Here is a 22,882-nt window from a genome sequence, read left to right as displayed (position 1 = left end):
TCGGATCGAGCCCGAGTGCGCCGTCAGGTCTGCGAGACGGGGCTGATGACCAGCTCGTCGATGCGCACCCAGGGCGGTGACTCCAGGACGAAGCGGACCGCCCGGCCGACGTCGTCGGGGCGGAGCATCACGGAGCGGGCGTCGTCGTCGGGCACGTGGGGACGCAGGCCCAGGAAGTCGGTGTCCACGTCGCCCGGGCACAGGTGGCTCGCCCGCACGCCGTTCCGGGCCTCCTGCGCGTTCAGGGTCTGGCACAGCGAGCGCAGTGCGCTCTTGCTCGCGCTGTAGGCGACACCCGCGAGGGGCGAGAAGCGCCACCCGGCGTACGAGGAGATCACCACGACCTGACCGCCAGCGGTCCGCAGGTCGGGGAGCGCGGTGTCGACCGTCCGGACGACCGCGGTGAGGTTGGTGTCGATGACCGCCTGCACCTCGCTCATCGACTGGTCCGCCCACGTCCGGCGCGGTGAGTTCAGACCGGCGGAGAGCACGAGGTCGTCCACCCCACCCCAGGCGGACGAGATCGCGGCGTGCGCCCCGGCGAGCGCGTCACCGTCGCGGGCGTCCAGCGGCAGGACCATGGCCTCGCCGCCGGCCTCCGCCACGAGCGTCGCGGTCTCGGCCAACCGGTCCGGGCGCCGTCCGCTCAGGGCGACCCGGCGACCGGCAGCGGCGGCGACCGCGGCCGCCCTCCCCATCCCGCTGCCCGCGCCGGTGACCCACAGGACGCGCGAGCCGGCCATCATCGCCCCTCGGCGAGCTCGTAGGCCCGCTGCGGCAGCTGGGTGGCGAGCTTCCCGCCGCTGACGTCGATCAGCGTGCCGGTGATGTAGCGGGAGGCGTCGCTCGCGAGGAAGCAGAGCAGGTCGCAGACCTCCTGGGCGTCGCCCCACCGGCGCAGGGTCAGGGTGTCGAGCAGCCTGTCCTGGGTGGCCTGGTCCTTCTCCAGGAAGCCGTTCAGCTCGCTCGGGATCATCCCGGGTGCGTAGGCGTTCGCGGTGATGTTCCACGGCCCGAGCTCTCCGGCGAGGACCCGGGTGAGCTGGACGACGGCGGCCTTGGACGCCGCGTACGCGGCGCTCCCGACGCTGGGGACCACCGCGGCGAAGGAGGCCGCGTTGATGATGCGGCCGCTCCCCTGCTGCTTCATCGCGGGCATCACCGCCTTGCAGGTCCGGAAGGTGCCGGTCACGTTCACGTCGAGGACGAAGCTCCACGTCGCGGCGTCGACCTCCTCGATCAGTCCTTCACCGAGGACGCCCGCGTTGTTGACCAGGACGTCGATCCGACCGAAGCGCTCGAGCGTGGCCGCCACGGCGTGCTCCACCGACTCGTCCGACCGCACGTCGCACCTCAACGCCAACGCCGCCCCGTCGGTCGCGTCGCCACGGGCCGCCACCCACGAGACCGCGGCCTCGTCGACGTCCGTGGCGACGACCCGAGCCCCTCGTGGAGGAACGACTCGGCGATGGCGCGACCGATGCCGCGCCCGGCGCCGGTGACCAGCACGACCTTGCCCGCGAGATTCAGCTCCATGCGCGCCACTGTGCCACGCCGCACCCGGCGCCTACTCGTCGATCGCCTCGACACCCTGCCGTTCGAGCTCGGCGAGGCGGTCACGCATGTGCTGGAGCACCTCGGGCGGGTGCCCCTCCCAGTCGGTGACCTCGTCGACCACCCGCAGCGGCTCCCGGGTGCGGTAGGACCGCGTGGGGTTGCCGGGGAACCGCGTGTCGGTGAGGTTCGGGTCGTCCTCGAACGGTCCCGTGGGTTCGACGCGGTAGACCCGGCCCCGGCCGTCACCGACCGCGAGCTCGGCCCCCCACACCGCGGCGTCCAGGGTCGCGGTGAGGTAGACGAAGTGCCCCGGCCTCCGGGCGCCGAAGTTCGCGACGCGGCCGGGCACGAGCAGGTCACCGGGGCGCAGGTCGGCGCGCGTGCCGTGGAAGAAGGGGCCCGCGTCCAGCACGCCGGCCGGCGTCGGGTCGTCGGTCATGCCCACCCCGTTTCGGCGTCGGTCCGGGTGCCCAGCCAACCCGGCTCGCGGGCGGCCGGACAAGCCCCCGGCGGCAGGCGTCGCCCTACCGGAGCGCCACGAGCCGGCCGTGGTCGTCGGGCGGCAGGTCCCCGGGCGCGGTCGCGGTGACCGCGAAGGTCCGCAGGTCCGCGCGCCCGTCCACCACGGTCGCCCACGCCGTGTCGGCGGCGTCCCGCCCGGTCGCGATCCGCACCAGCGTCGGGCGCGGGGCGAGCCGCGTCGCGTCCCACACGGTCCACACGCCGTCGACCTCGGCCTCCACGACGGCGTGCATGTCCATCGGGCTCAGGCCGGGCGCGTACACCGAGACGACCCGCGCCGGGACGCCGGCCGCGCGGCACAGCATCGCGACGGCGTGCGCGTAGTCCCGGCAGACCCCGGTGCCGGACAGCAGGGTCTCGACCGCGTCCGTCGTCGGGCCGCTCGAGCCGGCCGTGTACGCGGTCCGGCCGGCGACGTGGTCGCACACCGCCCGGACCCGGTCGCCCGCCCCGGCGATGCCGCCGAACTCGCCGGCGGCGAGCCCCAGGACCCGGTCCGACGGGCAGTACCGGCTCGGGCGCAGCGCCTCGACGCGCTCCGCGAGCGTGACCGGCGACGGCGCCGCGACCGGCGACGCGGGCACCCGCGCCCGGTACCGCACCGTCAGCACACCCCCGGTGCCCGGACGACGTGCTGACGCCCGCCCGCGGGCGCACCCACCACCGAGACCTCCACGTCGCCGCCGTCGCACCGGACGTCGAGGTCCTCGTCCAGGCCGCCCACCGCTGCAGCGCCCGCACCCGCCGCGCCCCCACGAGCTGAGCCCGCACCCGCTGCGCCCCGAGCTGCGCCCGCCGTCGCGACCGCCACCTGCAGCGCGAACGTCGTCGGGCCCCTGACGTCCCAGGTCATCTCGCAGGTGACGACGCTGACGCCGCTCGGTGCGCCGCCGTCCCCCGGCATCCCGCTCACCGTCACCCGACCCGCGTGATCTCGACCTGCACCCGCAGCGACGACGAGCCGCCCGGGCTCGCGTAGACACCGCGCACGGGTGAGACGTCGCCGTAGTCCCGGGCCCGCCCGACGACGACGTGCCGGTCGCCCACCGGTGCGCCGCTGGTCGGGTCGACCGCCAGCCAGGACCCCACCCAGGCCTCGATCCACGCGTGGCTCTCCCCCACGACCGTGACACCGACCTGCGGCTCGACCACCGGGTGCAGGTAGCCGGACACGTACCGGGCGGGGACGCCGGCAGCCCGCAGGAAGGCGATCGCGACGTGCGCGAAGTCCTGGCAGACGCCGCTGCCCTGCGCCCACGCCTCGGCCGCCGTGGTCGCGACCCGGGTCGCACCGGCGCGGTACGTCAGGTGCTCGCGGGCCAGGGCCGACGCGGCATGGACGGCCGTCTCCGGGTCCGGCTCGTCGACGACCTCGGCCAGCGACCCACGCATCGCCGCGTCCATCGCGGTGTACCGCGTCGGGCTGAGCAGCTCGGCGAAGGTGTTGCGGAGCTCCGCGGACCGCAGCTCCACCCAGGTCGCCCGCGGCTCGTCGCGGGGCGCCGGGCCACCCGCCGTCTCCACGAGCGACGACGCCACGACGTCGAGCCGGTCGTGCGGCCGGTGCAGGTCGAACGCCGTGACCTGCGTGCCCCAGTAGTCGTGGTACCGCTGCGGGGTGGACGGTGGATCGGTCCGGACGACGGCCTCGAGCGTCGTCTGCGAGGGCGTCGTCTGCGGGGTCAGCCGCGCCTCGTTGTACGACGACGTCACGGGTGCGGCGTACGAGAACGACGTGGTGTGGACGATCTTCAGACGCATGCTCACAGGGCGGCCTCCCGGTGCCACTCGAGGGGGACGCCCGGTCGGAAGTACCGCCGCGCGACGGCGCCGGACGCCACGGCGACGGCGTCCTGGAGCATCCGCAGGTGGGTCGGCATCGCGTCCAGGAGGTCCTCCGGACGGCCGTACTCGATCGCGGTGCGGGCACGCCCGAGGGCGCGTCTCGCCTCGTCCGCGACACCCGCCCGGCCGACCAGCGGCTGCAGCGCGGTGAGGCAGTCCTCCGCGGTGCGCAGGGCGCAGAACACCGACCGCGGGAAGAGGCGGTCCAGCAGGAGGAACTCCGCGACCCGTGCGGGTTCGATCCGGCCGCGGTAGGTCCGCAGGTGCGCCTCGTAGGCGCCGCACAGGCGCAGGAGGGTGACCCACGAGTGGGTGGTCGTCACGTCGGTGACCCGGGTCTCGAGCAGCCGGGCGGTCATGTCGACGCGCTCCAGGCTCCGGCCGAGCACGAGGAAGAGCCAGCCCTCGTCCCGGCTCATGGTCGAGTCGGTGAGCCCGTGGAACTCCGCGCCGCGCGAACGCACGAACGAGAAGAACGGGTCCGGGCCGACCCGGCGCGCGGTCGCCACCTGCGCGGGCAGCTCGTTGTAGGTCCGGTTGAGGCAGTTGAACATCTCCGACGAGACCGTGTCCCGGCTCCCACGGGCGTTCTCACGCGCCGCGACGAGCGAGCTGACGATGCTCGCGGGCGTCCCCTCGTCGAACGCCAGCAGATGCGTCACCGTCCGGGGGCCGACCACGTCGTCCGCCGCGGTGACGCCCATGACGGCGAGCACCGTCCGGGACGCCTCCTCGACGTCGAGCGGACCGTCCTCCAGCACGAGATGGGTGTGGACGTCGAGCAGCCGGGCGGTGTCCTCCGCGCGCTCGACGTACCGGCCGATCCAGAACAGCGACTCCGCGAGCCGGCTCAGCATCGTCCGTCACCTCCGGGGCCGTCGACGTCCCTCTGCTGTCGCTGCTGATGTTGTTGCTCTTGTCGCTGCTGCTGCTGTTGTTGCTGCTGGTCGTCGCCGGTCGGCCACGGTCCGGTCTCCTGACCGGGGGCCGGTCCCGTCGGTGCACGGGCCGCCTGCCGCGGCGCCGGGACGACGTCGTCCAGCGCGTCCTCCACCGCCTGGCGCCGGTCGTCGTCCGCCAGCACCCAGGTGTCCTTCGAGCCACCGCCCTGGCTGGAGTTCACCACCAGGCTGCCCTCGGGCAGGGCGACCCGGGTCAGCCCACCGGGCAGGACCCAGATGCGCTCCCCGTCGTTGACCGCGAACGGCCGCAGGTCGACGTGCCGGGGCGCGAAGCCGTCGTCGGTGAGGGTCGGCGCGGTCGACAGGCGGACCACCGGCTGCGCGATCCAGGCCCGCGGGTCGGCCAGCACCGCGGTGCGGAGCTCGGCGAGCTGCTGGTCGGACGCCGTGGGACCGATCACCAGGCCGTAGCCGCCGGACCCGTCCACGGGCTTGACGACCATCCGGTCGAGGTTGTCCAGGACGTGGCCGCGCTGCTCCGGGTCCTCGAGCCGGAAGGTGTCCACGTTGGGCAGGACCGGCTCCTCGCCCAGGTAGTAGCGGATGAGCTCGGGCACGTACGTGTAGAGCAGCTTGTCGTCGGCGACGCCGTTGCCGACGGCATTGGCGATCGTCACCGAGCCGGACCGGGCCGCGTTGAGCAGACCGGGGCACCCGACGACGGAGTCGGAGCGGAAGTGCAGCCGGTCGAGGTAGTCGTCGTCGACCCGGCGGTAGACGACGTCGACGCGCTGCTCGCCCTCGGTGGTCCGCATCCACACCGTGTCGGCCCGGCAGACGAGGTCGCGCCCCTCCACGAGCTCGACGCCCATCTGGCGGGCGAGGAGCGCGTGCTCGAAGTAGGCCGAGTTGTGCACGCCCGGGGTCAGGACGACGACGGTCGGGTCGTCGCGGCTCGGTGGCGCGGAGGCCCGCAGCGCTGCCAGGAGGCGCGCGGGGTAGCCGGAGACGCTGCGGACCCGCTCGACCGCGAACAGATCGGGGAAGACCTTCGCCATCGTCCGACGGTTCTCCAAGACGTAGCTGACCCCGGACGGGCAGCGCAGGTTGTCCTCCAGCACGCGGAACCGGCCGGCCTCGTCGCGGATGAGATCAACACCCGCGACGTGGATCCGCACGCCGTTGGGCGGGACGATGCCGGCGGCCGCGCGGTGGAAGTGCGTGCTCGAGGTCACCAGGTGGGTCGGGACGACGCGGTCGCGCAGCACGTCGCCGCGCCCGTACACGTCGGCGAGGAACGCCTCGAGCGCGCGCACCCGCTGCGCGACCCCGGTCTCGACCACGCGCCACTGGGCCGCCGAGACCACCCGGGGCAGCATGTCGAGCGGGAACGGCGCCTCCTTGCCGGAGATCTGGAACGTGATGCCCTGCTCGTGGAAGTCACGCGACAGGGCGGTCGCCCGGGAGCCCAGCTCGGCGTCCACCAGGGGGCGGAGACCGTCGAGGAGGTTGACGCACTCCGGCCGGGTGTCGCCCTCGGGCGTGAACATCTCGTCCCACGTGCCGCTGCGCGCCTGACGCTCCGCGTACCCGGCGAACATGTCGCTCATGGCCTGACCGTAGGACCGACGTGTTTCCCCGACGTTGCGGCGATGTGACGCCCGGTGCAGCGGGGCGAGCCGGGGTTACGCTCCGTCGGGTGATGCGTCCCCCTGCGGCGACCGTCGGCGAGCTCCGGGCCCTCGGGCACGAGCTGCGGACCGTGCGCTCCGAGATCCGCGACAACCTCCTGGCCGCCCTGCGTGAGGGGCGCGACCCCTGGCCGGGCATCCACGGCTTCGACACCACGGTCGTCCCGCAGCTCGAACGCGCGCTGCTCGCGGGGCACGACGTCGTCCTGCTGGGCGAGCGCGGCCAGGGCAAGACCCGCCTGCTGCGCACCCTCGCGGGCCTGCTGGACGAGTGGTCCCCCGTCATCGCCGGCTCGGAGATCGGCGAGCACCCCTACGAGCCGCTGACCACGGCGAGCCGGCGGCGCGCCGCCGAGCTCGGGGACGACCTGCCGATCACGTGGCGGCACCGCGACGAGCGGTACGTCGAGAAGCTCGCGACCCCGGACACCAGCGTCGCGGACCTCATCGGTGACGTGGACCCGATGAAGGTCGCCGAGGGGCGCGCCCTGGGGGACCCGGAGACCATCCACTTCGGCCTCATCCCCCGCAGCCACCGCGGCATCGTCGCGATCAACGAGCTGCCCGACCTCGCCGAGCGCATTCAGGTCGCGATGCTCAACGTGATGGAGGAGCGGGACATCCAGATCCGCGGCTACGTCCTGCGGCTGCCGCTCGACGTGCTCGTGGTGGCCAGCGCGAACCCGGAGGACTACACCAACCGCGGACGCATCATCACCCCGCTCAAGGACCGGTTCGGCGCGGAGATCCGCACCCACTACCCCACCGAGCTCGCCGACGAGGTCTCGGTCATCCGGCAGGAGGCCGCACTGGTCGCGGACGTGCCGGACCACCTCGTGGAGATCCTGGCCCGCTTCGCCCGGGCCCTGCGCGAGTCGAGCGCGGTCGACCAGCGCAGCGGGGTCAGCGCCCGGTTCGCCATCGCGGGCGCCGAGACGATCGCGGCGGCAGCCCTGCACCGAGCCGCCCGTCACGGGGAACCCGAGGCCGTCGCCCGACCGGTCGATCTGGAGACGGCGGTGGACGTGCTCGCCGGCAAGATCGAGTTCGAGTCCGGCGAGGAGGGCCGCGAGGACGAGATCCTCGACCACCTGCTGCGGACCGCGACCGCCGAGACGGTGCGCGCCCACCTGCGCGGACTGGACTTCGGCGTGCTGGTCGAGGCGATCGGTCGAGGCACGCTGATCACCACCGGTGAGGGGGTGACGGCGCGGGACTTCCTCGCGGGCCTGCCGGCGCTGGGCGAGTCCGAGCTGTACGACTCGGTGTGCGAGCGCCTCGGTGCGACGACGGACGGTCAGCGGGCCGGCGCGATCGAGCTGGCGCTCGAGGGCCTGTACCTGGCGCGCCGGGTGAGCAAGGAGACCGGCGACGGGGAGGCGGTCTATGGCTAGGACCAACCGCCGGCTCACCCGGCGGTCGCGGTACGCCCCGTACTCCGGCGGCCCCGATCCGCTCGCCCCACCGGTCGACCTCACCGAGGCGCTCGATGCGATCGGGGCGGACGTGATGGCGGGCTCCTCCCCCGAGGCCGCGATGCGCGAGCTCCTGCGCCGCGGCGGCGGGGACGGCCGCGGTCTGGACGAGCTCGGCCGCCGGGTCGCCGAGCGACGCCGCGAGCTCACCCGTGACCACCACCTCGACGGCACGCTCCGTGAGATCAAGGAGCTGCTCGACCGGGCGGTCCTCGCCGAGCGCAAGCAGCTCGCGCGCGACGTGGACATGGACGAGGGCGAGCGCGCCCTGGCCCAGATGCGGTTGGACGGACTCCCGGCCTCCCCGGCGGCGGCGGTCAACGAGCTGAACGACTACGACTGGCGCAGCGGTGAGGCGCGCACGGAGTTCGAGAAGATCAAGGACCTGCTCGGCCGCGAGCTGCTCGACCAGCGGTTCGCGGGCATGAAGGCGGCCCTGGAGAACGCGAGCGACGACGACCGGGCGGCGCTCGCGGAGATGCTCGCCGACCTCAACGACCTGCTCGAGGCCCACGCACGCGCGCAGGACACACCCGAGGACTTCGCCGAGTTCATGGCGAAGCACGGCGCGTTCTTCCCCGAGCGCCCCGGCTCGGTCGAGGAGCTGGTCGACACCCTCGCGCAGCGCGCCGCGGCCGCGCAGCGGCTGCGGAACTCGCTGACCCCGGAGCAGCGTGCGGAGCTCGACGCGCTCGCGCAGGGGGCGTTCGGGTCGCCCGAGCTGATGGAGCAGCTCGGCCGGCTCGACGACGGGCTGCGGGAGCTTCGGCCCGGTGAGGACTGGGGCGGCTCCGAGCGGATGGACGGCGACAGCGGCCTCGGCCTGGGGGACGGCACCGGCGTGTTCCAGGACCTCGCCGACCTCGACGAGCTCGCGGAGCAGCTCGCGCAGTCCTACGGCGGCGCCCGGCTGGACGACCTCGACCTGGAGAAGCTCGCCCGCCAGCTCGGCGCCGACGCCGCCGTCGACGCGCGCACCCTGCAGCGCCTGGAGGCAGCGCTGCAACGGTCCGGCACGATGCGGCGCGGCTCCGACGGTCGGCTCGCCCTCACCCCGAAGGCGATGCGGCAGCTCGGCCGGAGCCTGCTGCGCACGGTCGCGGAGTCGATGTCCCGCCGCCCGGGCGGGCACGACGTCCGTCAGCACGGCGCCGCCGGCGAGCCGTCCGGGTCGACGCGGGCGTGGGCGTTCGGCGACACCGAGCCCTGGGACGTCACCCGGACGATCACCAACGCCCTGACCCGGACCGCTGCCGAGCGCGGCCCGGGCGCGCTCGGCAGCGCGCGCGTGACGATCGACGTCGACGACGTCGAGGTGCTCGAGACCGAGGCACGCACCCGCGCGTGCGTCGCGCTGCTCGTCGACACGTCGTTCTCCATGGCGATGGAGGGCCGGTGGGTGCCCATGAAGCGCACCGCGCTCGCGCTGCACACCCTGGTCACCACCCGGTTCCGTGGGGATGCCCTGCAGCTCATCGGGTTCGGACGGTCCGCGGCGGTCATGGAGATCGAGGAGCTGGTCGGCCTGGACGCCCGGTGGGACAAGGGCACGAACCTGCACCACGCGCTGCTGCTGGCCAACCGGCACTTCCGCAAGCACCCCGACGCCCAGCCGGTGCTCCTCGTCGTCACCGACGGCGAGCCCACCTCGCACCTCGAGCCGGGCGGCGAGGTGTGGTTCGCCTACCCGCCGGACCCCACGACGATCGCCCTCGCGGTGCGCGAGCTCGACGCCTCGACACGGCTGGGGGCACGCACGACGATCTTCCGCCTCGGGGACGATCCCAGCCTGGCGCGCTTCGTCGACGCCCTCGCCCGCCGGGCGGGCGGCGAGGTCGTCGCCCCCGAGGCCGACGACCTCGGTGCTGCGGTGATCGGGTCCTACCTCGACGCGCGGCGCCACGGCGCCTGGGGTGCGTGGGGTGCGTGGGGCGGCGCATGGGGCGAGGGCGAGTAGACCCGTGGCCGCCGACCCGCCGCAGCTGATCGTCCCGGACGTGGACGCCTGGCGCGCGTGGCTCGCCGAGCACGTCGGCGACCAGCCCGGCGTCTGGCTCGTGCTCGCCAAGAAGGGCACCACCGAGCCGACCAGCCTCACCTACGCGCAGGCGCTCGACGAGGCGCTGTGCCAGGGCTGGATCGACGGCCAGGCCCGCACCATCGACGCCGCCACCTACCAGCAGCGGTTCACCCCGCGACGCGCGCGCAGCCTGTGGTCGCGGCGCAACGTCGGGTACGTCGAGCGGCTCACCGCCGAGGGCCGCATGCAGCCCGCCGGACTGGCCGAGGTGGCGCGTGCCCAGGCGGACGGCCGGTGGGAGGCCGCCTACGCCGGACCGGCGACCATCGAGGTGCCGCCCGACCTGGCCGCCGCGCTCGCCGCAAGCCCGACGGCGCAGGCGTCGTTCGCCCGGCTGACCGGGCAGAACCGCTACGCCGTGCTGCACCGCGTGGTGACCGCGGTGCGCCCCGAGACCCGCGCGCGCCGGATCGCCCAGCACGTCGCGATGCTCGAGCGCGGGGGCACGCCGTATCCGCAGAGGTCGGATCCGCGGGGGTCGGATCCGCGGGGCCCGGATCCGTAGGGACCGGCGCCCGGGTAGTCGGGCGACCGTCAGGCGTCCGGCGCGACGATCCAGATGTGGTTGCCGTCGGGATCCCGCAGGGAGAAGAGCACCGGGGCGCCCGGAGGGTCTCGGGCGCGGGGTCGAGGTCGATGCCGCCGATGGCGCTGAGGCGGGCGTGCTCGCCGAGCACGTCGTCGACCTCCACACCGATCGAGGAGCCGCCCGGTGTGCCGCCCATCGGCGGGTTGAGCGAGAGCCGGGCAACGGATCCCGGCGGCGCGACCTCGAGCCAGCGGCTCTCGCCGTCGGGCCCGAAGCGCGTATCGGCACGGACCTCCCAGCCGAGCGTGTCGGTGTAGAACGCCAGGGCGGCGTCCTGGTCGGCGACGGTGAACATGGCGGTGGCGAGGGCGCCTCTGGGGGCCGGTGCGGTGGTCATGTCGCGGTGGACTCCGTGACCGTCCGGAACTCATCGCCGTCCCGATGGCGGGCTCAGGGCTCCAGGTCGGCCGGCTCGGGCATGGACAGCGGGTCGTCGACGGAGAGGATCTCGAGCCGGTCGAGCAGGCCGTCCTGGACGAACAGCACGACGGTCCCGGGCTCGCCCTCGGTCCGGAAGCCGACGGCCGCGGGGTCGCTGGACACGACCAGAGCCCGGCGGACCCCCGGGCGCCGGGTCACGTGCAGGTCGACCGTGCCGCACCCGCAGGTGCAGCCCGGGGTCGCGAGCAGACCGTCGGTCTGGGTCCGGAGCGCCTCGACGCCCGGGAAGGTCTGACCGAGCAGCGCGGCGAGGACCGACTCCTCGGCCCGGGTCAGCGGCCGGGCGTCGGCGGGGGTCGCGTCCATGCGAGCAGGCTATGCGCGCCGGCGGGACGCCCGGGCAGGCCGGGGCCACGGGCCGGCGGGACGCCCGGCGCAGCGCCTGCGACGATCGTGCGGTGACGCTCCAGCACTGCACCGACCTGTCCCCCGCGGCGTGGATCACGGGCAGCGACCTGCCGTGGGACCGGCTGGTGGGCTTCGGCCCGGCCGCCCCGGCGTACGCGCGCCTGCGGTTCATCCCCGACCCCGCGTACCCGGGACAGAGCGAGAACGACGTCGACGCCGGCCCGGGCGGTGCCGAGGCGGAGGCCGCCGTCCTCCGCGGGGCGCTCGACACGCTCGCCCGCCACACAGGAACCCCGGACGACGTCTACGTCGGCCTGTGGGACGGGTGGTCCTCCGACCTCGAGGGTGGCGGACCGTCCGGCCCGGCGCCCGCGTTCGCACGCCCGGTGCTGGACGGGCCGCGGTTCGCGGTCCCGAACCGGGCCTTCCTCCTGTTCCGCGGGCGCCTGTCGGACGTCGGCGACTGGGGCGCGGCCGAGACGTGGCCCGGGCACTTCCGCACGATGCCGCCGGCGTTCGTCTGGCCGGCCGACCACGCGTGGTGCCTCGCGAACGACGTCGACCCGCACTGGGCCGGGATCGGCGCGAGCACGGCGGCCGTCGCCGACCTGCTCGCGGATCCCCGGCTCGACGCCGTCCGCGCAAACCCCGCGGAGCCGCAGCCCGCTTACGTGTAGTGCCGCACCGCCCGGTGGTGCGCGACCACCCGCTCGCGCTCCGCGGCGGCGTCACCCGCGCCGTTGCGGCCGACCTCGCCGGTCGCGGCGTTGACCACCAGGCTCGCCAGCGACGGCTCCCCGCGACGCGCGCAGTCCTCGGTCAGCAGGTCCAGCAGCCGCCCCATGCCCTGCACCAGGTAGCGCAGCCCCAGCTCCTCCCGGAGCTCGCCGTACGTCACCGTCTCCCCCGCGACGGCGGCCTCGACCAGCCGGTCGCGCACCGGCGGCAGGCACGCGAACGCGGTCGGCGTGACGGTGACCGCGCGGCCCCGGACCTCGAGGCGCTCCCCCGGACGCAGCATCACGGGCACGACGTCACCGGACCAGCGTCACGGGCACAGCGTCACCGACGGCATCGGCCACGGCATCACGACCGCAGTCGCGGCAGCACGTCGGCCGCGAACCGCGCATAGCTCGCGTGCGCGTCCCCGCCGCCGGCCACCAGGACGACGCACGTCGCGCCGGCGTCGGCCCATGCCGTGACCGCACGGAGCACGTCGTCGGGGGTCCCGGACGCCGCCATCGACGCGAGCGTCACGTCGCTCAGCTCGCCCGTGCCGTCCGCGCCCAGGCCGGCGATCTCGTGCAGCCGCGGGAAGACCCCGAGGTCGAGGATGCGCTGGAGCTTGCCGCGGGTCGCGGCGAGCGCGCGGTCGCGGTCGTCGTCGAGGTCGGCCATCGCGAAGACGACCGTGCTGCCGGCCTCCCCGCTGCCGCCGTCGCGGACCGCGCCCACCGGACGGCGTCGGGCGTGGTGACCTCCGGCAGGATGACGCCGTGCGCGCCGCGGCCCGCGAGCGCGAGCCCCCGCGGCCCGGTGGTGCCGAGCAGGACGTCCGGCGCCGCGACCGGCGGGTAGCCGAGTGTCACGGCGTCCAGCCGGACGTGCCGGCCCTCGACGCTGACCGTCTCGCCCGCCAGCAGCCGCCGCAGCGCGTGGGTCGTCTCCTCCAGCGTCGCGTGCGGCGCCGTCGGGGCCGCACCGATCTGCTCCAGCCACGCCGGGACCCCGTGCCCGAGCCCGACGACGAGCCGTCCGGGCGCGATCCGCTCGAGGGCCGCGAGGTCCATGGCGAGCGTGACGACGTTCCGCGACGCCGCGGGCAGCAGGCCCAGCCCGACCCGCAACCGGGTCGTGTGGGCCAGTGCGGTCGCCGCCATCGCGATCCCGCCCGCCCACGGCAGGTCCTCGCTGAACCACAGCTCGTCGTAACCCTGCTCCTCGGCGCGGCGGGCGAACGCAGGCAGCTCCTCGGGGGCCAGTCGGGTTCGAAGCGGACCCCGATCGTGAGGGCGGGTGTGCTCGCGGCGTCGGTCGGGGACGTCGTCATCGGGACTCCTCGCTGGGGCGTGCGCCGGATGGGGGCCGGGGCGGGCCGGTCGGCCCGTGCGGTGAGTCTTCCAGCAACCCCATCGAAGGACCCGCGGGCGGTGCGGCTCGTGGGCGGCCTGCACGGACGTCGCGTCGGTCCTACGGTGCGGACATGCCACCACAGGACGACATCCCGATCGACTGGCTGCTCGCCACGGACCCGGCGCTGCGGTGGCAGGTGGAGCGGGACGTGCTCGGCGCGCCGCCCGCGGTGTGGCAGGCGACCCGCGCCCGTGTGCCCGTCGAGGGCTTCGGTGCCCGCCTGCTCGCGCTGCAGGACCCCGACGGGCAGTGGGCCGGCGGTGCGTACTTCCCCGGCGGCGGTGACGGTGACGGTGGCGCTGACGGCGGCGCTGACGGTGGCGGCGACGCGGCGGCCGAGGACGGTCAGCCGTGGACCGCCACCACCTGGTCGCTCAACGCCCTGCGCGAGTGGGGCGTGGACGCCGCGAACCTCGACGGCACCGCCGCGCTGCTCGATGCCCACTGCCGCTGGGAGTACGACGGTCTGCCGTACTGGGGCGGCGAGGTCGACGTGTGCATCAACGCCTCCACCCTCGCCAACGGTGCGTGGCTCGGGGCGGACGTGTCCGGGCTCGCGCAGTGGTTCGTCGACCACCGCCTGCCCGACGGCGGCTGGAACTGCGCGTGGGTCGAGGGCGCGGCCCGGTCGTCGTTCCACTCCACGCTGAACGCGGTGCGCGGGCTCCTCGCGTACGAGGTGGCGACCGGCGGCAGCGACGCGGTGCGGGCTGCGCGGCACGCCGGGGAGGAGTACCTGCTGGAGCGGCGCCTGCTGTACCGGCTGACGACCGGCGACGTGGTCGGCCCCTGGGCCACCCGGCTGGTGCACCCGCCCCGCTGGGTCTACAGCGTGCTCCACTCGGCGGACCACGTCCGCGCGGCCGCCCTGCACGACGCCGTCGCGCCCGACCGCCGCCTGGGCGACGCCGTCGACCTCCTCCGTGCCCGACGACGCCCCGACGGCACCTGGGTGCAGGAGGGTCGCCACCCGGGCCGGGTGTGGTTCGAGGTGGACGTCCCACCCGGTGAGCCGTCACCGTGGCTGACCTTCCTCGCCACCCGCGTGCTCACCTGGTGGGACCCCGTCCACCCGCCCGGCTGACCGCTGCGGCGTCAGGCGGTCGTCGCCGTCCGGCGGGCCCGGACGTCGCCGACCGAGGTGCCGTAGTAGGCCGCGGCCATGAGGTCCTTCATGTCCGCCAGCATCGGCATCCGCGGGTTCGCCGGGGCGCACTGGTCCTCGTAGGCGTGCATCGCGAGCTCGTCGAGCCGGCCGATGAACGCGTCCTCGGCCACGCCCTGCTCCCGGAACGACGCCGGGATCCCGACCGCTGCCCGCAGCCGCTCGACGGCCGCCGCGTACGACTCCACGCCCTCGGCAGGGGTCGACGCCGGCAGTCCGAGCATCGCCGCGATCTGCTGGAACCGCTCCGGGGCCACGTAGTGCTCGTACTTCGGCCAGCTCGTGAGCTTGGTCGGGACGGTGCCGTTGTAGCGGATGACGTGCGGCAGCAGGGTCGCGTTCGTCCGGCCGTGCACGAGGTGGAACGTCGAGCCCACGGTGTGCGCCATCGCGTGCACGATCCCGAGGAAGGCGTTGCCGAACGCCATCCCGGCGATCGTGCCGGCGTTGTGCATCCGCTCCCGCGCGACCGGGTCGTCACCGGTCACCGACGCCTCGAGGTTGGCGAAGATCAGCCGGATCGCGTGCAGCGCCATCCCGTCGGTGAAGTCGTTGGCGTAGACGGACACGTACGCCTCGGTCGCGTGGGTGAGGGCGTCGAAGCCGGAGTCCGCCGCGAGCGACGCGGGCATCCTGCCGGTCAGGGCCGGGTCGATGATCGCGACGGTCGGCGTCAGAGCGTAGTCCGCGAGCGGGTACTTGATGCCGGTCACCGGGTCGGTGATGACCGCGAACGGCGTCACCTCGGCGCCCGTGCCGGACGTCGTCGGGATGCAGACGAGCTTCGCCTTCTCCCCCAGCGTCGGGAACTTGAACGCGCGCTTGCGCACGTCGAAGAACTTCTCCTTGAGGTCGGCGAACACGACCTCGGGGTGCTCGTACCGCAGCCACATGACCTTCGCGGCGTCCATCGGCGAGCCACCACCCAGGGCGATGATCGTGTCCGGCCGGAACTCGCGCATGAGTGCCGCGCCGCGGTCGACCGTCGCGATGCTCGGCTCGGGCTCCACGCCGTCGATGATCTGCAGCGCGACCTTCTCGGCGCGCCGGCCGAGGACGTCGAGCACCCGGTCGACGAAGCCGAGCTTCGTCATCGTCGCGTCGGTGACGATCGTGACCCGGTGCACGTCCGGCATGTCGGCGAGGTACCGGATCGCGTTCGGCTCGAAGTACGTCTTCCCGGGGACCTTGAACCACTGCAGGTTGTTGGTGCGGCGCCCGATCCGCTTGATGTTGATGAGGTTCACCGCCGAGACGTTGTTGGACACCGAGTTGTGGCCGTAGGAGCCGCAGCCGAGCGTGAGCGACGGGATGAAGGCGTTGTAGATGTCACCGATCCCGCCCAGCGACGACGGCGAGTTCCAGATCACCCGCACGGCCTTGACCCGGCTGCCGAACCTCTCGACCAGCGCGGCGTCCTCGGAGTGGATCGCGGCGCTGTGCCCGAGCCCGTCGAACTCCACCATCTGCTCGGCCAGGGAGATCCCGTGCTCGGTCGACCCTGCCCGGAGCACCGCGAGGACCGGGCAGAGCTTCTCGCGGGTCAGCGGCTCCTGCGGGCCGACGCCGGACACCTCGGCGAGCAGGATCGACGTGTCGTCCGGCACGGAGAACCCGGCCTGCTCCGCGATCCACTGCGGGCTCTGCCCGACGACGGCGGCGTTGAGCCGCGCGCCGGCGCAGCTCTCCGACGCCGCCTCGACGCCGAAGATGAACCGCTCGAGCATCGCCTTCTCCTGCGGCGAGCAGCGGTAGGCGTGCAGGACCGCGAACTCGGCGAGGGCGGCGTCGTAGATCTCGGAGTCGAGGATGACCGCCTGCTCCGAGGCGCACACCATCCCGTTGTCGAAGGCCTTGGACAGCACGACGTCGTTCACCGCGCGCTGCAGCTTCGCGTCCCGGGCGATGTACGCGGGGACGTTGCCCGCACCGACGCCCAGGGCCGGCTTCCCGCACGAGTAGGCGGCCTTGACCATCGCGTTCCCGCCGGTGGCGAGGATGAGCGCGACCCCCGGGTGGTGCATGAGCGCCGACGTCGCCTCGAGGGACGGCTGCTCGACCCACTGGATGCAGTCCTCGGGGGCACCGGCGGCGACCGCGGCGTCGCGCACCACCCGGGCCGCGGCGACCGAGCACTCCTGGGCGGAGGGGTGGAAGGCGAAGATGATCGGGTTGCGCGTCTTGAGCGCGACCAGCGACTTGAAGATCGCGGTCGACGTCGGGTTGGTGACCGGCGTGATGCCGGCGACCACCCCGACCGGCTCGGCGATCTCGACGATCCCGGTCACCTCGTCACGGCCCACGACGCCGACCGTGCGCAGCGACCCCATCGAGTGGGTGACGTGCTCGCACGCGAAGATGTTCTTCACCGCCTTGTCCTCGAACACCCCGCGCCCGGTCTCCGCGACGGCGGCCTGCGCGAGGGGGCCGTGCTGGCTCAGCGCGGCGACGGACGCCTTCGCGACCACGTGGTCGACGTCCTCCTGCGTGAGGTGCATGAACCCGGCGAGGGCCTTGGTCGCCGCGGCGACCAAGGCATCGATCGGGCTGGGGCTGAGGGGTGGAGCAACGCTCATGACGGTCCTTCCGAGAGCCGCACGTCCGGCGGCGAGCCGACCTGGCTGCCTCCACCCTGGTGCGTCAGGGAGACTGTCCTCCGGGTCCTAGGTCCCCGTCCGGTGACGCGTGGCGCCCGGCGACGCCGCGCCGGCTAGGACCTGCGACCCATGGCGACCCGGGTGCGGTCGGCCGACAGTAGGACGACACCTCCTGGGGACCACACCGCCTCAGCAGCACGCCTCCTCGCGCGACGGACGGAGATCCACATGAGCACGACCCACAACCGACCGCCTGCTGCCCGACGGCGGGAGGAGGCCCGGGCGGCCGCCGCGCGCCTGCGCGAGGAGCAGGAGCGGGCTGCCCGGCGCGCACGCACCATCGCGATCTCGGTGCTGGTGGCGTGCCTCGTGCTGTTCGGTGCGGTCGTCGCGGTCATCCTCACCTCCGCCGATGACGACGTCCCGACCGGCGCCCCGCTCGGTGAGGTCACGGCGCCGGCCGGCTCGACCGAGGCCGGCGCGATCCCGGTGGGTGCGTCCGGCGTCGCGGGGACGACCGAGGGCTCGGACCCGGACGCCGTCGTGGTGAGCGTGTACGCCGACTACCTGTGCCCGTTCTGCGGCCTCTTCGAGGAGACGAACGCCGACGCGCTGGACGCGATGCGCGCGTCTGGGGAGGTCGTCGTCGAGTACCACCCGGTCTCGATCCTCGACCGGCTCTCCGCCGGGTCGGAGTACTCGACCCGCGCGGCGACCGCGGCGGCGCTGGTCGCGGACCGGTCCCCCGAGGCCTTCGTCGCGTTCAACCACGCGATGTACGCGGCGCAGCCCGCGGAGAACTCCGCCGGCCTGACCGACGCGCAGATCGCGGACGTCGCGGCCGAGGCGGGCGCCGACGAGGCGGTGGTCGCCGCGATCGCCGACGGCAGCTACCTCACCGGGGACGACTCGTTCCGTCCGTGGGTCGCCGCGGTGACCGAGCGAGCCGGGCAGGACCTGGATCAGCTCGCCACCCCGGCGATCCTCATCGACGGCGAGCAGCTCGACCCGCAGAGGTACGACTGGCGTCAGCCGGGGCAGCTCGAAGCCGCGATCGCCGACGCCCGCGATTGACCCGCGGTCGTGCCGGCGGTCCCGGCGGTCCCGGCGGTCCCGGCGGTCCCGGCATGATGGCGCCCGTGACGCCGCCACCCCGCACCCACGTCCCGGAGGACGAGCTCGAGCCGGTGGAGCTCATCCGGCAGTCCGGGGTCGTCCTGCGCACCGGGCGGGCGATGCTCGCCGCGGGCACCGGCTCCTACCGGGTCAAGACCGCCATGCAGCAGGTGGCCCGTGCGGTCGGGCTCGACCGGCACGAGGCGCACGTGACGCTCACCGAGATCACGGCGACGTCGCACCGCGGGTCGATCTTCCGCACCGAGGTCACCGAGGCGCGCACCATCGGGGTCAACTCCGACCGGCTCGCCGAGCTCACCCGGCTGTGCGACGGCCTGCGCCCGGGCGCGACGGTCGACGAGGTCGACCACGAGCTGGACCGCATCGAGGCGATGCGGCCGCGGTACCCGGCGGTGGCCAACGCGCTCTTCGCCGCGATGGCGTGCGGAGCGTTCGCGTACCTCAACGCCGGCGGCGTCATCGAGGTCCTCGGGGTCGCGCTGGCGGCCGGCCTCGGCCAGGCCGTGCGCCGGGCGATGCTGCACCGACGCATCAACCAGTTCGGCACCACGATGGTCGCCGCCGGCGTCGCGTGCCTGGTGTACCTGGGCTTCGTGCTGGCCCTTGAGGCGTGGGCCGGCGCGGAGCCGACCCACCAGGCCGGCTACGTCTCCGCGGTGCTGTTCCTCGTGCCGGGGTTCGCCCTGGTCACCGCGGCGCTCGACCTCGCCAAGCTCGACTTCTCCGCCGGCATCGCGCGCACCGTCTACGCCAACCTCGTGCTGATCTCGGCCGGCTTGAGCGTGTGGGGCGTGCTGTGGGTGACCGGCGTCGACGCCGCGCCGCTCACCCCCGAGCCGCTGCCCGCGGCGCTCGAGCTCGCCCTGCGGCTGCTCGCGAGCTTTCTCGGCGTGCTCGGGTTCGCGCTGATGTTCAACTCACCGGTCCGGATGGCGCTCGGCGCGGCCGGGATCGGCATGGTGACGAACGTGCTGCGGCTCGAGCTGGTCGACCTCGGGGTCGCCGTGCAGGCGGCGACGATGGGCGCGACGCTGCTCGTCGGGCTCCTCGCCGCGTGGGTGGCGCCCCGGCTCGGCGTCCCGCGCATCACCATCTCGGTGCCGGCGGTCGTCATCATGGTCCCCGGCGCGGCGGTGTACCGGGCCGTCGTCGGGCTGAACGACGGCGACGCCGTGACGGCGTTCGCGTCCGGCACCCAGGCGCTGTTCGTGGTGGTGTCGATCGCCGTCGGGCTCGCTGCGGCACGCATGCTCACCGACCGGGCGTGGGCCTACGAGCGGTAGTCATCAGCCCTAGGCTGGTCGCATGCCGCCGACGACACCCGCCGCCCGCCCCACCGGGGACATCGCCGTCATGATCATCGACGACCACGAGGTCGTCCGGCGCGGGATCTCCGAGGTGGTGCAGCGCACCGAGGGCATGACCGTCGTGGCCGAGGCCGGCTCGGTGTCCGAGGGCGTGCGCCGTGCGACCTTGGTCCGGCCACAGGTCATGCTGGTCGACCTCCAGCTGCCCGACGGCAGCGGCATCGACATCCTGCGCGCGGTGCGCGAGGCGCTGCCGGAGACCCGCGCCGTCGTCCTGACCTCGTTCGACGACGACGACGCCCTCGCCGCGGCCCTCGAGGCGGGCGCCGCCGCGTACGTGCTCAAGTCGGTGCACGGCGCCGAGATCGCGCAGGTCATCCGCTCGGTCGCCGCCGGCCGGACGCTGCTCGACGAGCGCACCATCACCCGCCGCCGCGCCGGTCACGACGACCCGGCCGGTGACCTCACGCCGAGCGAGCGCAAGGTCGTCGACCTCATCGGCGAGGGCCTGTCCAACCGGGAGATCGGCGAGCGGCTCGGGGTCTCGGAGAAGACGGTGAAGAACCACGTCACCGCGGTGCTGGCGAAGATGGGGCTGCAGCGACGCACCCAGGTGACCGCGTGGGTCGCCGGCCGCAAGGCGAGCGCCTGGCGCGGCGAGAGCCACTGAGCTCTCCGCCCGGCGGCGCACGCTCAGGCGAGCAGCTGGGTCCCGTAGCGGGCGACGATCGCGGTCGCGAGCAGCACGAGCCACGCCCCGACGACGAACACGTCGACGTCGGCCTCGACCGCCGCGGCCAGCCGGGCCTGCAGCCGGCGCGGCAGGTAGAGGTTGTCGTCCCGGATGTTGACGTGGGTGAGCGACGTGAACACGAGCGTGGTCGAGACCGTGACCAGCAGGCACCACGGGCACAGCGCGCCGATGACGAACATCGACTGCGCGAACAGCCAGTACGCGAACAGGAGCCCGATCGTGTAGACGGCCTGCGCGGACGCCATGAACCAGCGCGGGAAGCGCACGCCGCCCAGCGACGCCACGGCGATCGTGATGACCACCGGCTCGGCCATGAGCCCCAGGAACGCGTTGGGGAACCCGAGCAGGGACGCCTGCCACGCCTGGGCGACCGCGCCGCAGCTGATGGTCGCGTTGATGTCGCAGGCCAGCGCGGTGTCCGGGTCCGCGGCGAGGCGCACCGCGTCGATCGACAGCACGAGCGACGCGAGCAGGCTCACGCACGCCGACAGCAGCATCGTCGTGAAGATGAACCGGTCGGAGCCGCGCAGCCGGTGCAGCCGTTCCAGCACGGTCGCGCGTGCCAGGTCGGTGGAGACGGTCATGACGCCCATGGTGTCAGCCGGGCGGTGGGTGGTCGCTGCGTCGTCGGTGGTCGGGCCGGCGCTCAGTCCCAGAACTGCGGCAGGGCGTCGTCGTCGGCCACGCCGAGCTCACGCAGGAGGTCGGCGAGGGTCATGGTGCGCGTGTTGTCCGTGATGTCCATGCCAGAAGGATCGGCGGCGATCGGCCCGACATGACGGGACCGAAGGCCTAGGGACGAGATCTTCACGGAACCGCCCCGAGCAGCGTCCCACCTCGTCACCGCAGGTCCGCGAGTGACCGCCGATCGGTCAGACGTCGACGTACCCGGGGCCGGCCGACCCGGCCGGGTACTCGAGCAGCGGGACGTCCCCTGCCGACCACGCGCGCAGCACCGGCTCCAGGACCCGCCACGCCTCTTCCGCCTCCTCGGCGCTGACCGAGGTGCGGGATCCACCGCTCAGGACGTCGGTCATGACCGCCGCGTACGCGGACCGCTCACCGGGTGCGTGGACACCGGGTGCCTGGATGCCGGGTGCGTGGACAGCGGGTGCGTGGACACCAGCCGGGGCGTCACGCTGTGCGCCGTCGAGCTGGAGCCACAGCTCGGTGTCGGAGACACGCTCGAGGCGGTGCGGGACGTCGTCGGGCACCGCGGTGCGGAAGTGCAGTGCGATCCCCTTGCGCTCGGTGCCGAGCGCCTTGCCGTTGCGCAGGACGAACGTCGTGCCCGCCCACCGGGGCGAGTCGGCCTCGAGGAGGACCTCGGCGTAGGTCTCGGTCCCGCGCTGCGGGTCGACGCCGCGCTCCTCGGCGAAGCCGGGGACGGGTCGGCCGGCGGGGTCGTCCGGGAGGACGAGCGCCCCCGCGGTGTACCGCGCCCGGCGGCTGCGCGTGGCCATCGCGTCGACGGACGGTGCCCGCAGCGACCGCAGGAGGGCCAGCTTCGCGGCGTGCAGGTCGTGCTCGGACGGGCCGGCGGGTGGCTCCATCGCGGCGAGCACGAGGGCCTGCAGCAGGTGGTTCTGCACGACGTCGCGCAGCGCGCCGGTGCGGTCGAAGAAGTCCGTCCGGGTGCCCAGCCCGAGTGTCTCCTCCCACAGCACCTCGACCCGCTCGAGGTGCTCACCGTCCCACCACGGCTCGAGCGCGCCCCCGGTCCGCGCAGACGCTCCAGCTCGTGCACGGCTGGCATCCCGAGGATGTGGTCCACCCGGAAGACCGCGTCCGTGTCCCCTCCGCTCACGCGGTCGAGCAGCGCGTTGAGCGCGGTCGCGCCGGCGAGGTCGTCACCGAACGGCTTCTCCACCGCGACCCGGCTGCCCGGTGACAGGACGGCTGTGCTCAGCGCCTCGAGCGTCGGGGCGAAGACGGGGGCCGGCAGGGCGAGGTAGACGGCGACCGGCTCGGCCTCGGGTCCGGTGGCGACCGCCACGATGTCGGCGGCGATCCCACCCGGGGCGTCGAGGTCCATCCGTCGGTACCGCAGCCCGTCGAGCAGCCACCGTCGTGCGGGCTCCGGGACGTCACCGGCGTGCTCCGCCAGGCGCGCGGCGATGTGCTCGCGGAAGGTGTCGTCGTCCCAGTCCTCATGCCCGGCGCCGACGACGGTGAGGTCGGCGTCGAGGTCGCCCGAGGCCCGCAACGTGGTCAGCGCCGGGAGAAGGAAGCGCCCCGCCATGTCACCGGTGGCGCCGAGCAGGACGAGGCGAGTGATCATGCCTCCGACCTTCGCACGCGGGGCCGCTCGCGCGCGAAGCGGTCCGAGGCGGGGCCGT

The 22,882-nt window shown here is 74.1% G+C and carries 23 protein-coding genes and 3 pseudogenes; 8 read left to right on the top strand and 18 right to left on the bottom strand.

Annotated features, from left to right (window positions below):
- Positions 1 to 23: 23 nt before the first annotated feature.
- The 9 genes from REH70_RS08390 to REH70_RS08350 form a co-directional block, all read right to left on the bottom strand.
- Positions 24 to 746 (bottom strand): SDR family oxidoreductase, encoded by a 723-nt coding sequence (locus tag REH70_RS08390; protein WP_310753697.1) that lies wholly within the window; start codon positions 744 to 746, stop codon positions 24 to 26.
- On the bottom strand, positions 743 to 1,399 hold the full coding sequence (locus tag REH70_RS08385) for an SDR family NAD(P)-dependent oxidoreductase (protein ID WP_310753696.1): 657 nt from the start codon (positions 1,397 to 1,399) through the stop codon (positions 743 to 745). Before REH70_RS08385 ends, REH70_RS08390 begins: the two co-directional genes overlap by 4 nt.
- The gene (locus tag REH70_RS08380) at positions 1,354 to 1,536 is read right to left on the bottom strand and encodes a hypothetical protein (protein WP_310754506.1); all 183 of its coding nucleotides are present in this window, start codon (positions 1,534 to 1,536) and stop codon (positions 1,354 to 1,356) included. Before REH70_RS08380 ends, REH70_RS08385 begins: the two co-directional genes overlap by 46 nt.
- A gap of 31 nt (positions 1,537 to 1,567) precedes the next feature.
- Entirely contained in the window at positions 1,568 to 1,996 is a 429-nt protein-coding gene (gene arr, locus REH70_RS08375; RefSeq protein WP_310753694.1) for an NAD(+)--rifampin ADP-ribosyltransferase, read from the bottom strand.
- 85 nt (positions 1,997 to 2,081) lie between these two features.
- Positions 2,082 to 2,663 carry a transglutaminase family protein gene (locus REH70_RS08370; protein WP_310753692.1) on the bottom strand — a complete coding sequence of 194 codons (582 nt, stop codon included), beginning with the start codon at positions 2,661 to 2,663 and terminating at the stop codon, positions 2,082 to 2,084.
- A gap of 20 nt (positions 2,664 to 2,683) precedes the next feature.
- Entirely contained in the window at positions 2,684 to 2,983 is a 300-nt protein-coding gene (locus REH70_RS08365) for a hypothetical protein (protein WP_310753691.1), read from the bottom strand.
- 11 nt (positions 2,984 to 2,994) lie between these two features.
- Positions 2,995 to 3,840 (bottom strand): transglutaminase family protein, encoded by an 846-nt coding sequence (locus tag REH70_RS08360; protein WP_310754203.1) that lies wholly within the window; start codon positions 3,838 to 3,840, stop codon positions 2,995 to 2,997.
- 2 nt (positions 3,841 to 3,842) lie between these two features.
- Positions 3,843 to 4,781: an alpha-E domain-containing protein gene (locus REH70_RS08355; protein WP_310753690.1), complete on the bottom strand. Its 939-nt coding sequence runs from the start codon at positions 4,779 to 4,781 to the stop codon at positions 3,843 to 3,845.
- Positions 4,775 to 6,436, bottom strand: coding sequence for a circularly permuted type 2 ATP-grasp protein (locus REH70_RS08350; RefSeq protein ID WP_310753688.1), 1,662 nt, complete (start codon positions 6,434 to 6,436; stop codon positions 4,775 to 4,777). The genes REH70_RS08355 and REH70_RS08350 overlap by 7 nt, the downstream gene beginning before the upstream one ends.
- Before the next feature lie 92 nt (positions 6,437 to 6,528).
- On the opposite strand from REH70_RS08350, the gene REH70_RS08345 reads away from it, so the two are divergent.
- The 3 genes from REH70_RS08345 to REH70_RS08335 are packed head-to-tail and all read left to right on the top strand — an operon-like array spanning position 6,529 to position 10,577.
- Positions 6,529 to 7,911: a magnesium chelatase gene (locus REH70_RS08345; RefSeq protein ID WP_310754202.1), complete on the top strand. Its 1,383-nt coding sequence runs from the start codon at positions 6,529 to 6,531 to the stop codon at positions 7,909 to 7,911.
- On the top strand, positions 7,904 to 9,949 hold the full coding sequence (locus REH70_RS08340) for a VWA domain-containing protein (protein ID WP_310753687.1): 2,046 nt from the start codon (positions 7,904 to 7,906) through the stop codon (positions 9,947 to 9,949). Before REH70_RS08345 ends, REH70_RS08340 begins: the two co-directional genes overlap by 8 nt.
- A 4-nt stretch (positions 9,950 to 9,953) precedes the next feature.
- The gene (locus tag REH70_RS08335; protein WP_310753685.1) at positions 9,954 to 10,577 is read left to right on the top strand and encodes a YdeI/OmpD-associated family protein; all 624 of its coding nucleotides are present in this window, start codon (positions 9,954 to 9,956) and stop codon (positions 10,575 to 10,577) included.
- Positions 10,578 to 10,722: 145 nt separating this feature from the next.
- On the opposite strand, the pseudogene REH70_RS08330 reads toward REH70_RS08335, so the two are convergent.
- Both REH70_RS08330 and REH70_RS08325 read right to left on the bottom strand, forming a co-directional pair.
- Positions 10,723 to 10,956 (bottom strand): annotated as a pseudogene (locus tag REH70_RS08330) (VOC family protein); the annotation flags it as partial.
- Positions 10,957 to 11,051: 95 nt separating this feature from the next.
- On the bottom strand, positions 11,052 to 11,408 hold the full coding sequence (locus REH70_RS08325; RefSeq protein ID WP_310753684.1) for a hypothetical protein: 357 nt from the start codon (positions 11,406 to 11,408) through the stop codon (positions 11,052 to 11,054).
- Positions 11,409 to 11,500: 92 nt separating this feature from the next.
- Here REH70_RS08325 and REH70_RS08320 point away from each other — a divergent pair, with 92 nt between their 5' ends.
- Positions 11,501 to 12,127, top strand: coding sequence for a hypothetical protein (locus REH70_RS08320; RefSeq protein ID WP_310753683.1), 627 nt, complete (start codon positions 11,501 to 11,503; stop codon positions 12,125 to 12,127).
- Here REH70_RS08320 and REH70_RS08315 read toward each other — a convergent pair.
- The 3 genes from REH70_RS08315 to REH70_RS08305 are packed head-to-tail and all read right to left on the bottom strand — an operon-like array spanning position 12,118 to position 13,624.
- Complete coding sequence (locus tag REH70_RS08315; protein ID WP_310753682.1) at positions 12,118 to 12,480, bottom strand: hypothetical protein; 363 nt, start codon at positions 12,478 to 12,480, stop codon at positions 12,118 to 12,120. The genes REH70_RS08320 and REH70_RS08315 overlap by 10 nt on opposite strands.
- A gap of 56 nt (positions 12,481 to 12,536) precedes the next feature.
- Positions 12,537 to 12,707 (bottom strand): hypothetical protein, encoded by a 171-nt coding sequence (locus REH70_RS08310; protein WP_310753680.1) that lies wholly within the window; start codon positions 12,705 to 12,707, stop codon positions 12,537 to 12,539.
- Between the two features lie 5 nt (positions 12,708 to 12,712).
- Positions 12,713 to 13,624 carry an LLM class flavin-dependent oxidoreductase gene (locus REH70_RS08305; RefSeq protein WP_310753679.1) on the bottom strand — a complete coding sequence of 304 codons (912 nt, stop codon included), beginning with the start codon at positions 13,622 to 13,624 and terminating at the stop codon, positions 12,713 to 12,715.
- Positions 13,625 to 13,653: 29 nt separating this feature from the next.
- Between REH70_RS08305 and REH70_RS08300 the strand changes: the two genes are divergently transcribed.
- The gene (locus REH70_RS08300) at positions 13,654 to 14,667 is read left to right on the top strand and encodes a squalene cyclase (protein WP_310753678.1); all 1,014 of its coding nucleotides are present in this window, start codon (positions 13,654 to 13,656) and stop codon (positions 14,665 to 14,667) included.
- Between the two features lie 11 nt (positions 14,668 to 14,678).
- On the opposite strand, the gene adhE is transcribed toward REH70_RS08300, so the two are convergent.
- Positions 14,679 to 17,324: a bifunctional acetaldehyde-CoA/alcohol dehydrogenase gene (gene adhE / locus REH70_RS08295; protein WP_310753677.1), complete on the bottom strand. Its 2,646-nt coding sequence runs from the start codon at positions 17,322 to 17,324 to the stop codon at positions 14,679 to 14,681.
- 249 nt (positions 17,325 to 17,573) lie between these two features.
- On the opposite strand from adhE, the gene REH70_RS08290 reads away from it, so the two are divergent.
- The 3 genes from REH70_RS08290 to REH70_RS08280 all read left to right on the top strand — a co-directional run bounded on the left by REH70_RS08290 (position 17,574) and on the right by REH70_RS08280 (position 20,459).
- A complete protein-coding gene (locus REH70_RS08290) occupies positions 17,574 to 18,419 on the top strand; it encodes a thioredoxin domain-containing protein (RefSeq protein ID WP_310753675.1) in 846 nt (281 codons plus the stop codon).
- 65 nt (positions 18,420 to 18,484) lie between these two features.
- The gene (locus tag REH70_RS08285) at positions 18,485 to 19,765 is read left to right on the top strand and encodes a threonine/serine exporter family protein (protein WP_310753674.1); all 1,281 of its coding nucleotides are present in this window, start codon (positions 18,485 to 18,487) and stop codon (positions 19,763 to 19,765) included.
- A gap of 70 nt (positions 19,766 to 19,835) precedes the next feature.
- The gene (locus REH70_RS08280) at positions 19,836 to 20,459 is read left to right on the top strand and encodes a response regulator transcription factor (RefSeq protein WP_310754201.1); all 624 of its coding nucleotides are present in this window, start codon (positions 19,836 to 19,838) and stop codon (positions 20,457 to 20,459) included.
- 23 nt (positions 20,460 to 20,482) lie between these two features.
- On the opposite strand, the gene REH70_RS08275 is transcribed toward REH70_RS08280, so the two are convergent.
- The 3 genes and pseudogenes from REH70_RS08275 to REH70_RS20560 form a co-directional block, all read right to left on the bottom strand.
- Entirely contained in the window at positions 20,483 to 21,127 is a 645-nt protein-coding gene (locus REH70_RS08275) for a vitamin K epoxide reductase family protein (protein WP_310753672.1), read from the bottom strand.
- A 288-nt stretch (positions 21,128 to 21,415) separates the two neighbouring features.
- Positions 21,416 to 22,243 (bottom strand): annotated as a pseudogene (locus REH70_RS08270) (glucose-6-phosphate dehydrogenase); the annotation flags it as partial.
- Between the two features lie 56 nt (positions 22,244 to 22,299).
- Positions 22,300 to 22,824: pseudogene (locus tag REH70_RS20560) on the bottom strand (glucose-6-phosphate dehydrogenase); the annotation flags it as partial.
- Between the last annotated feature and the right edge of the window lie 58 nt (positions 22,825 to 22,882).

This window comes from Cellulomonas sp. ATA003, assembly GCF_031582905.1.
Lineage (GTDB): Bacteria > Actinomycetota > Actinomycetes > Actinomycetales > Cellulomonadaceae > Pengzhenrongella.
The sequence above is the reverse complement of the archived record's forward strand: the minus strand, read 5'-3'. Positions and strand labels throughout refer to the sequence as shown.

Bases quoted from the DNA above. Each gene is read 5' to 3' on its own strand.
- REH70_RS08390 (WP_310753697.1), bottom strand. From the start codon at position 746: ATGATGGCCGGCTCGCGCGTCCTGTGGGTCACCGGCGCGGGCAGCGGG.
- REH70_RS08380 (WP_310754506.1), bottom strand. From the start codon at position 1,536: ATGGAGCTGAATCTCGCGGGCAAGGTCGTGCTGGTCACCGGCGCCGGG.
- arr (WP_310753694.1), bottom strand. From the start codon at position 1,996: ATGACCGACGACCCGACGCCGGCCGGCGTGCTGGACGCGGGCCCCTTC.
- REH70_RS08365 (WP_310753691.1), bottom strand. From the start codon at position 2,983: ATGCCGGGGGACGGCGGCGCACCGAGCGGCGTCAGCGTCGTCACCTGC.
- REH70_RS08360 (WP_310754203.1), bottom strand. From the start codon at position 3,840: ATGCGTCTGAAGATCGTCCACACCACGTCGTTCTCGTACGCCGCACCC.
- REH70_RS08355 (WP_310753690.1), bottom strand. From the start codon at position 4,781: ATGCTGAGCCGGCTCGCGGAGTCGCTGTTCTGGATCGGCCGGTACGTC.
- REH70_RS08350 (WP_310753688.1), bottom strand. From the start codon at position 6,436: ATGAGCGACATGTTCGCCGGGTACGCGGAGCGTCAGGCGCGCAGCGGC.
- REH70_RS08345 (WP_310754202.1), top strand. From the start codon at position 6,529: ATGCGTCCCCCTGCGGCGACCGTCGGCGAGCTCCGGGCCCTCGGGCAC.
- REH70_RS08340 (WP_310753687.1), top strand. From the start codon at position 7,904: ATGGCTAGGACCAACCGCCGGCTCACCCGGCGGTCGCGGTACGCCCCG.
- REH70_RS08325 (WP_310753684.1), bottom strand. From the start codon at position 11,408: ATGGACGCGACCCCCGCCGACGCCCGGCCGCTGACCCGGGCCGAGGAG.
- REH70_RS08300 (WP_310753678.1), top strand. From the start codon at position 13,654: ATGCCACCACAGGACGACATCCCGATCGACTGGCTGCTCGCCACGGAC.
- adhE (WP_310753677.1), bottom strand. From the start codon at position 17,324: ATGAGCGTTGCTCCACCCCTCAGCCCCAGCCCGATCGATGCCTTGGTC.
- REH70_RS08290 (WP_310753675.1), top strand. From the start codon at position 17,574: ATGAGCACGACCCACAACCGACCGCCTGCTGCCCGACGGCGGGAGGAG.
- REH70_RS08280 (WP_310754201.1), top strand. From the start codon at position 19,836: ATGATCATCGACGACCACGAGGTCGTCCGGCGCGGGATCTCCGAGGTG.
- REH70_RS08275 (WP_310753672.1), bottom strand. From the start codon at position 21,127: ATGACCGTCTCCACCGACCTGGCACGCGCGACCGTGCTGGAACGGCTG.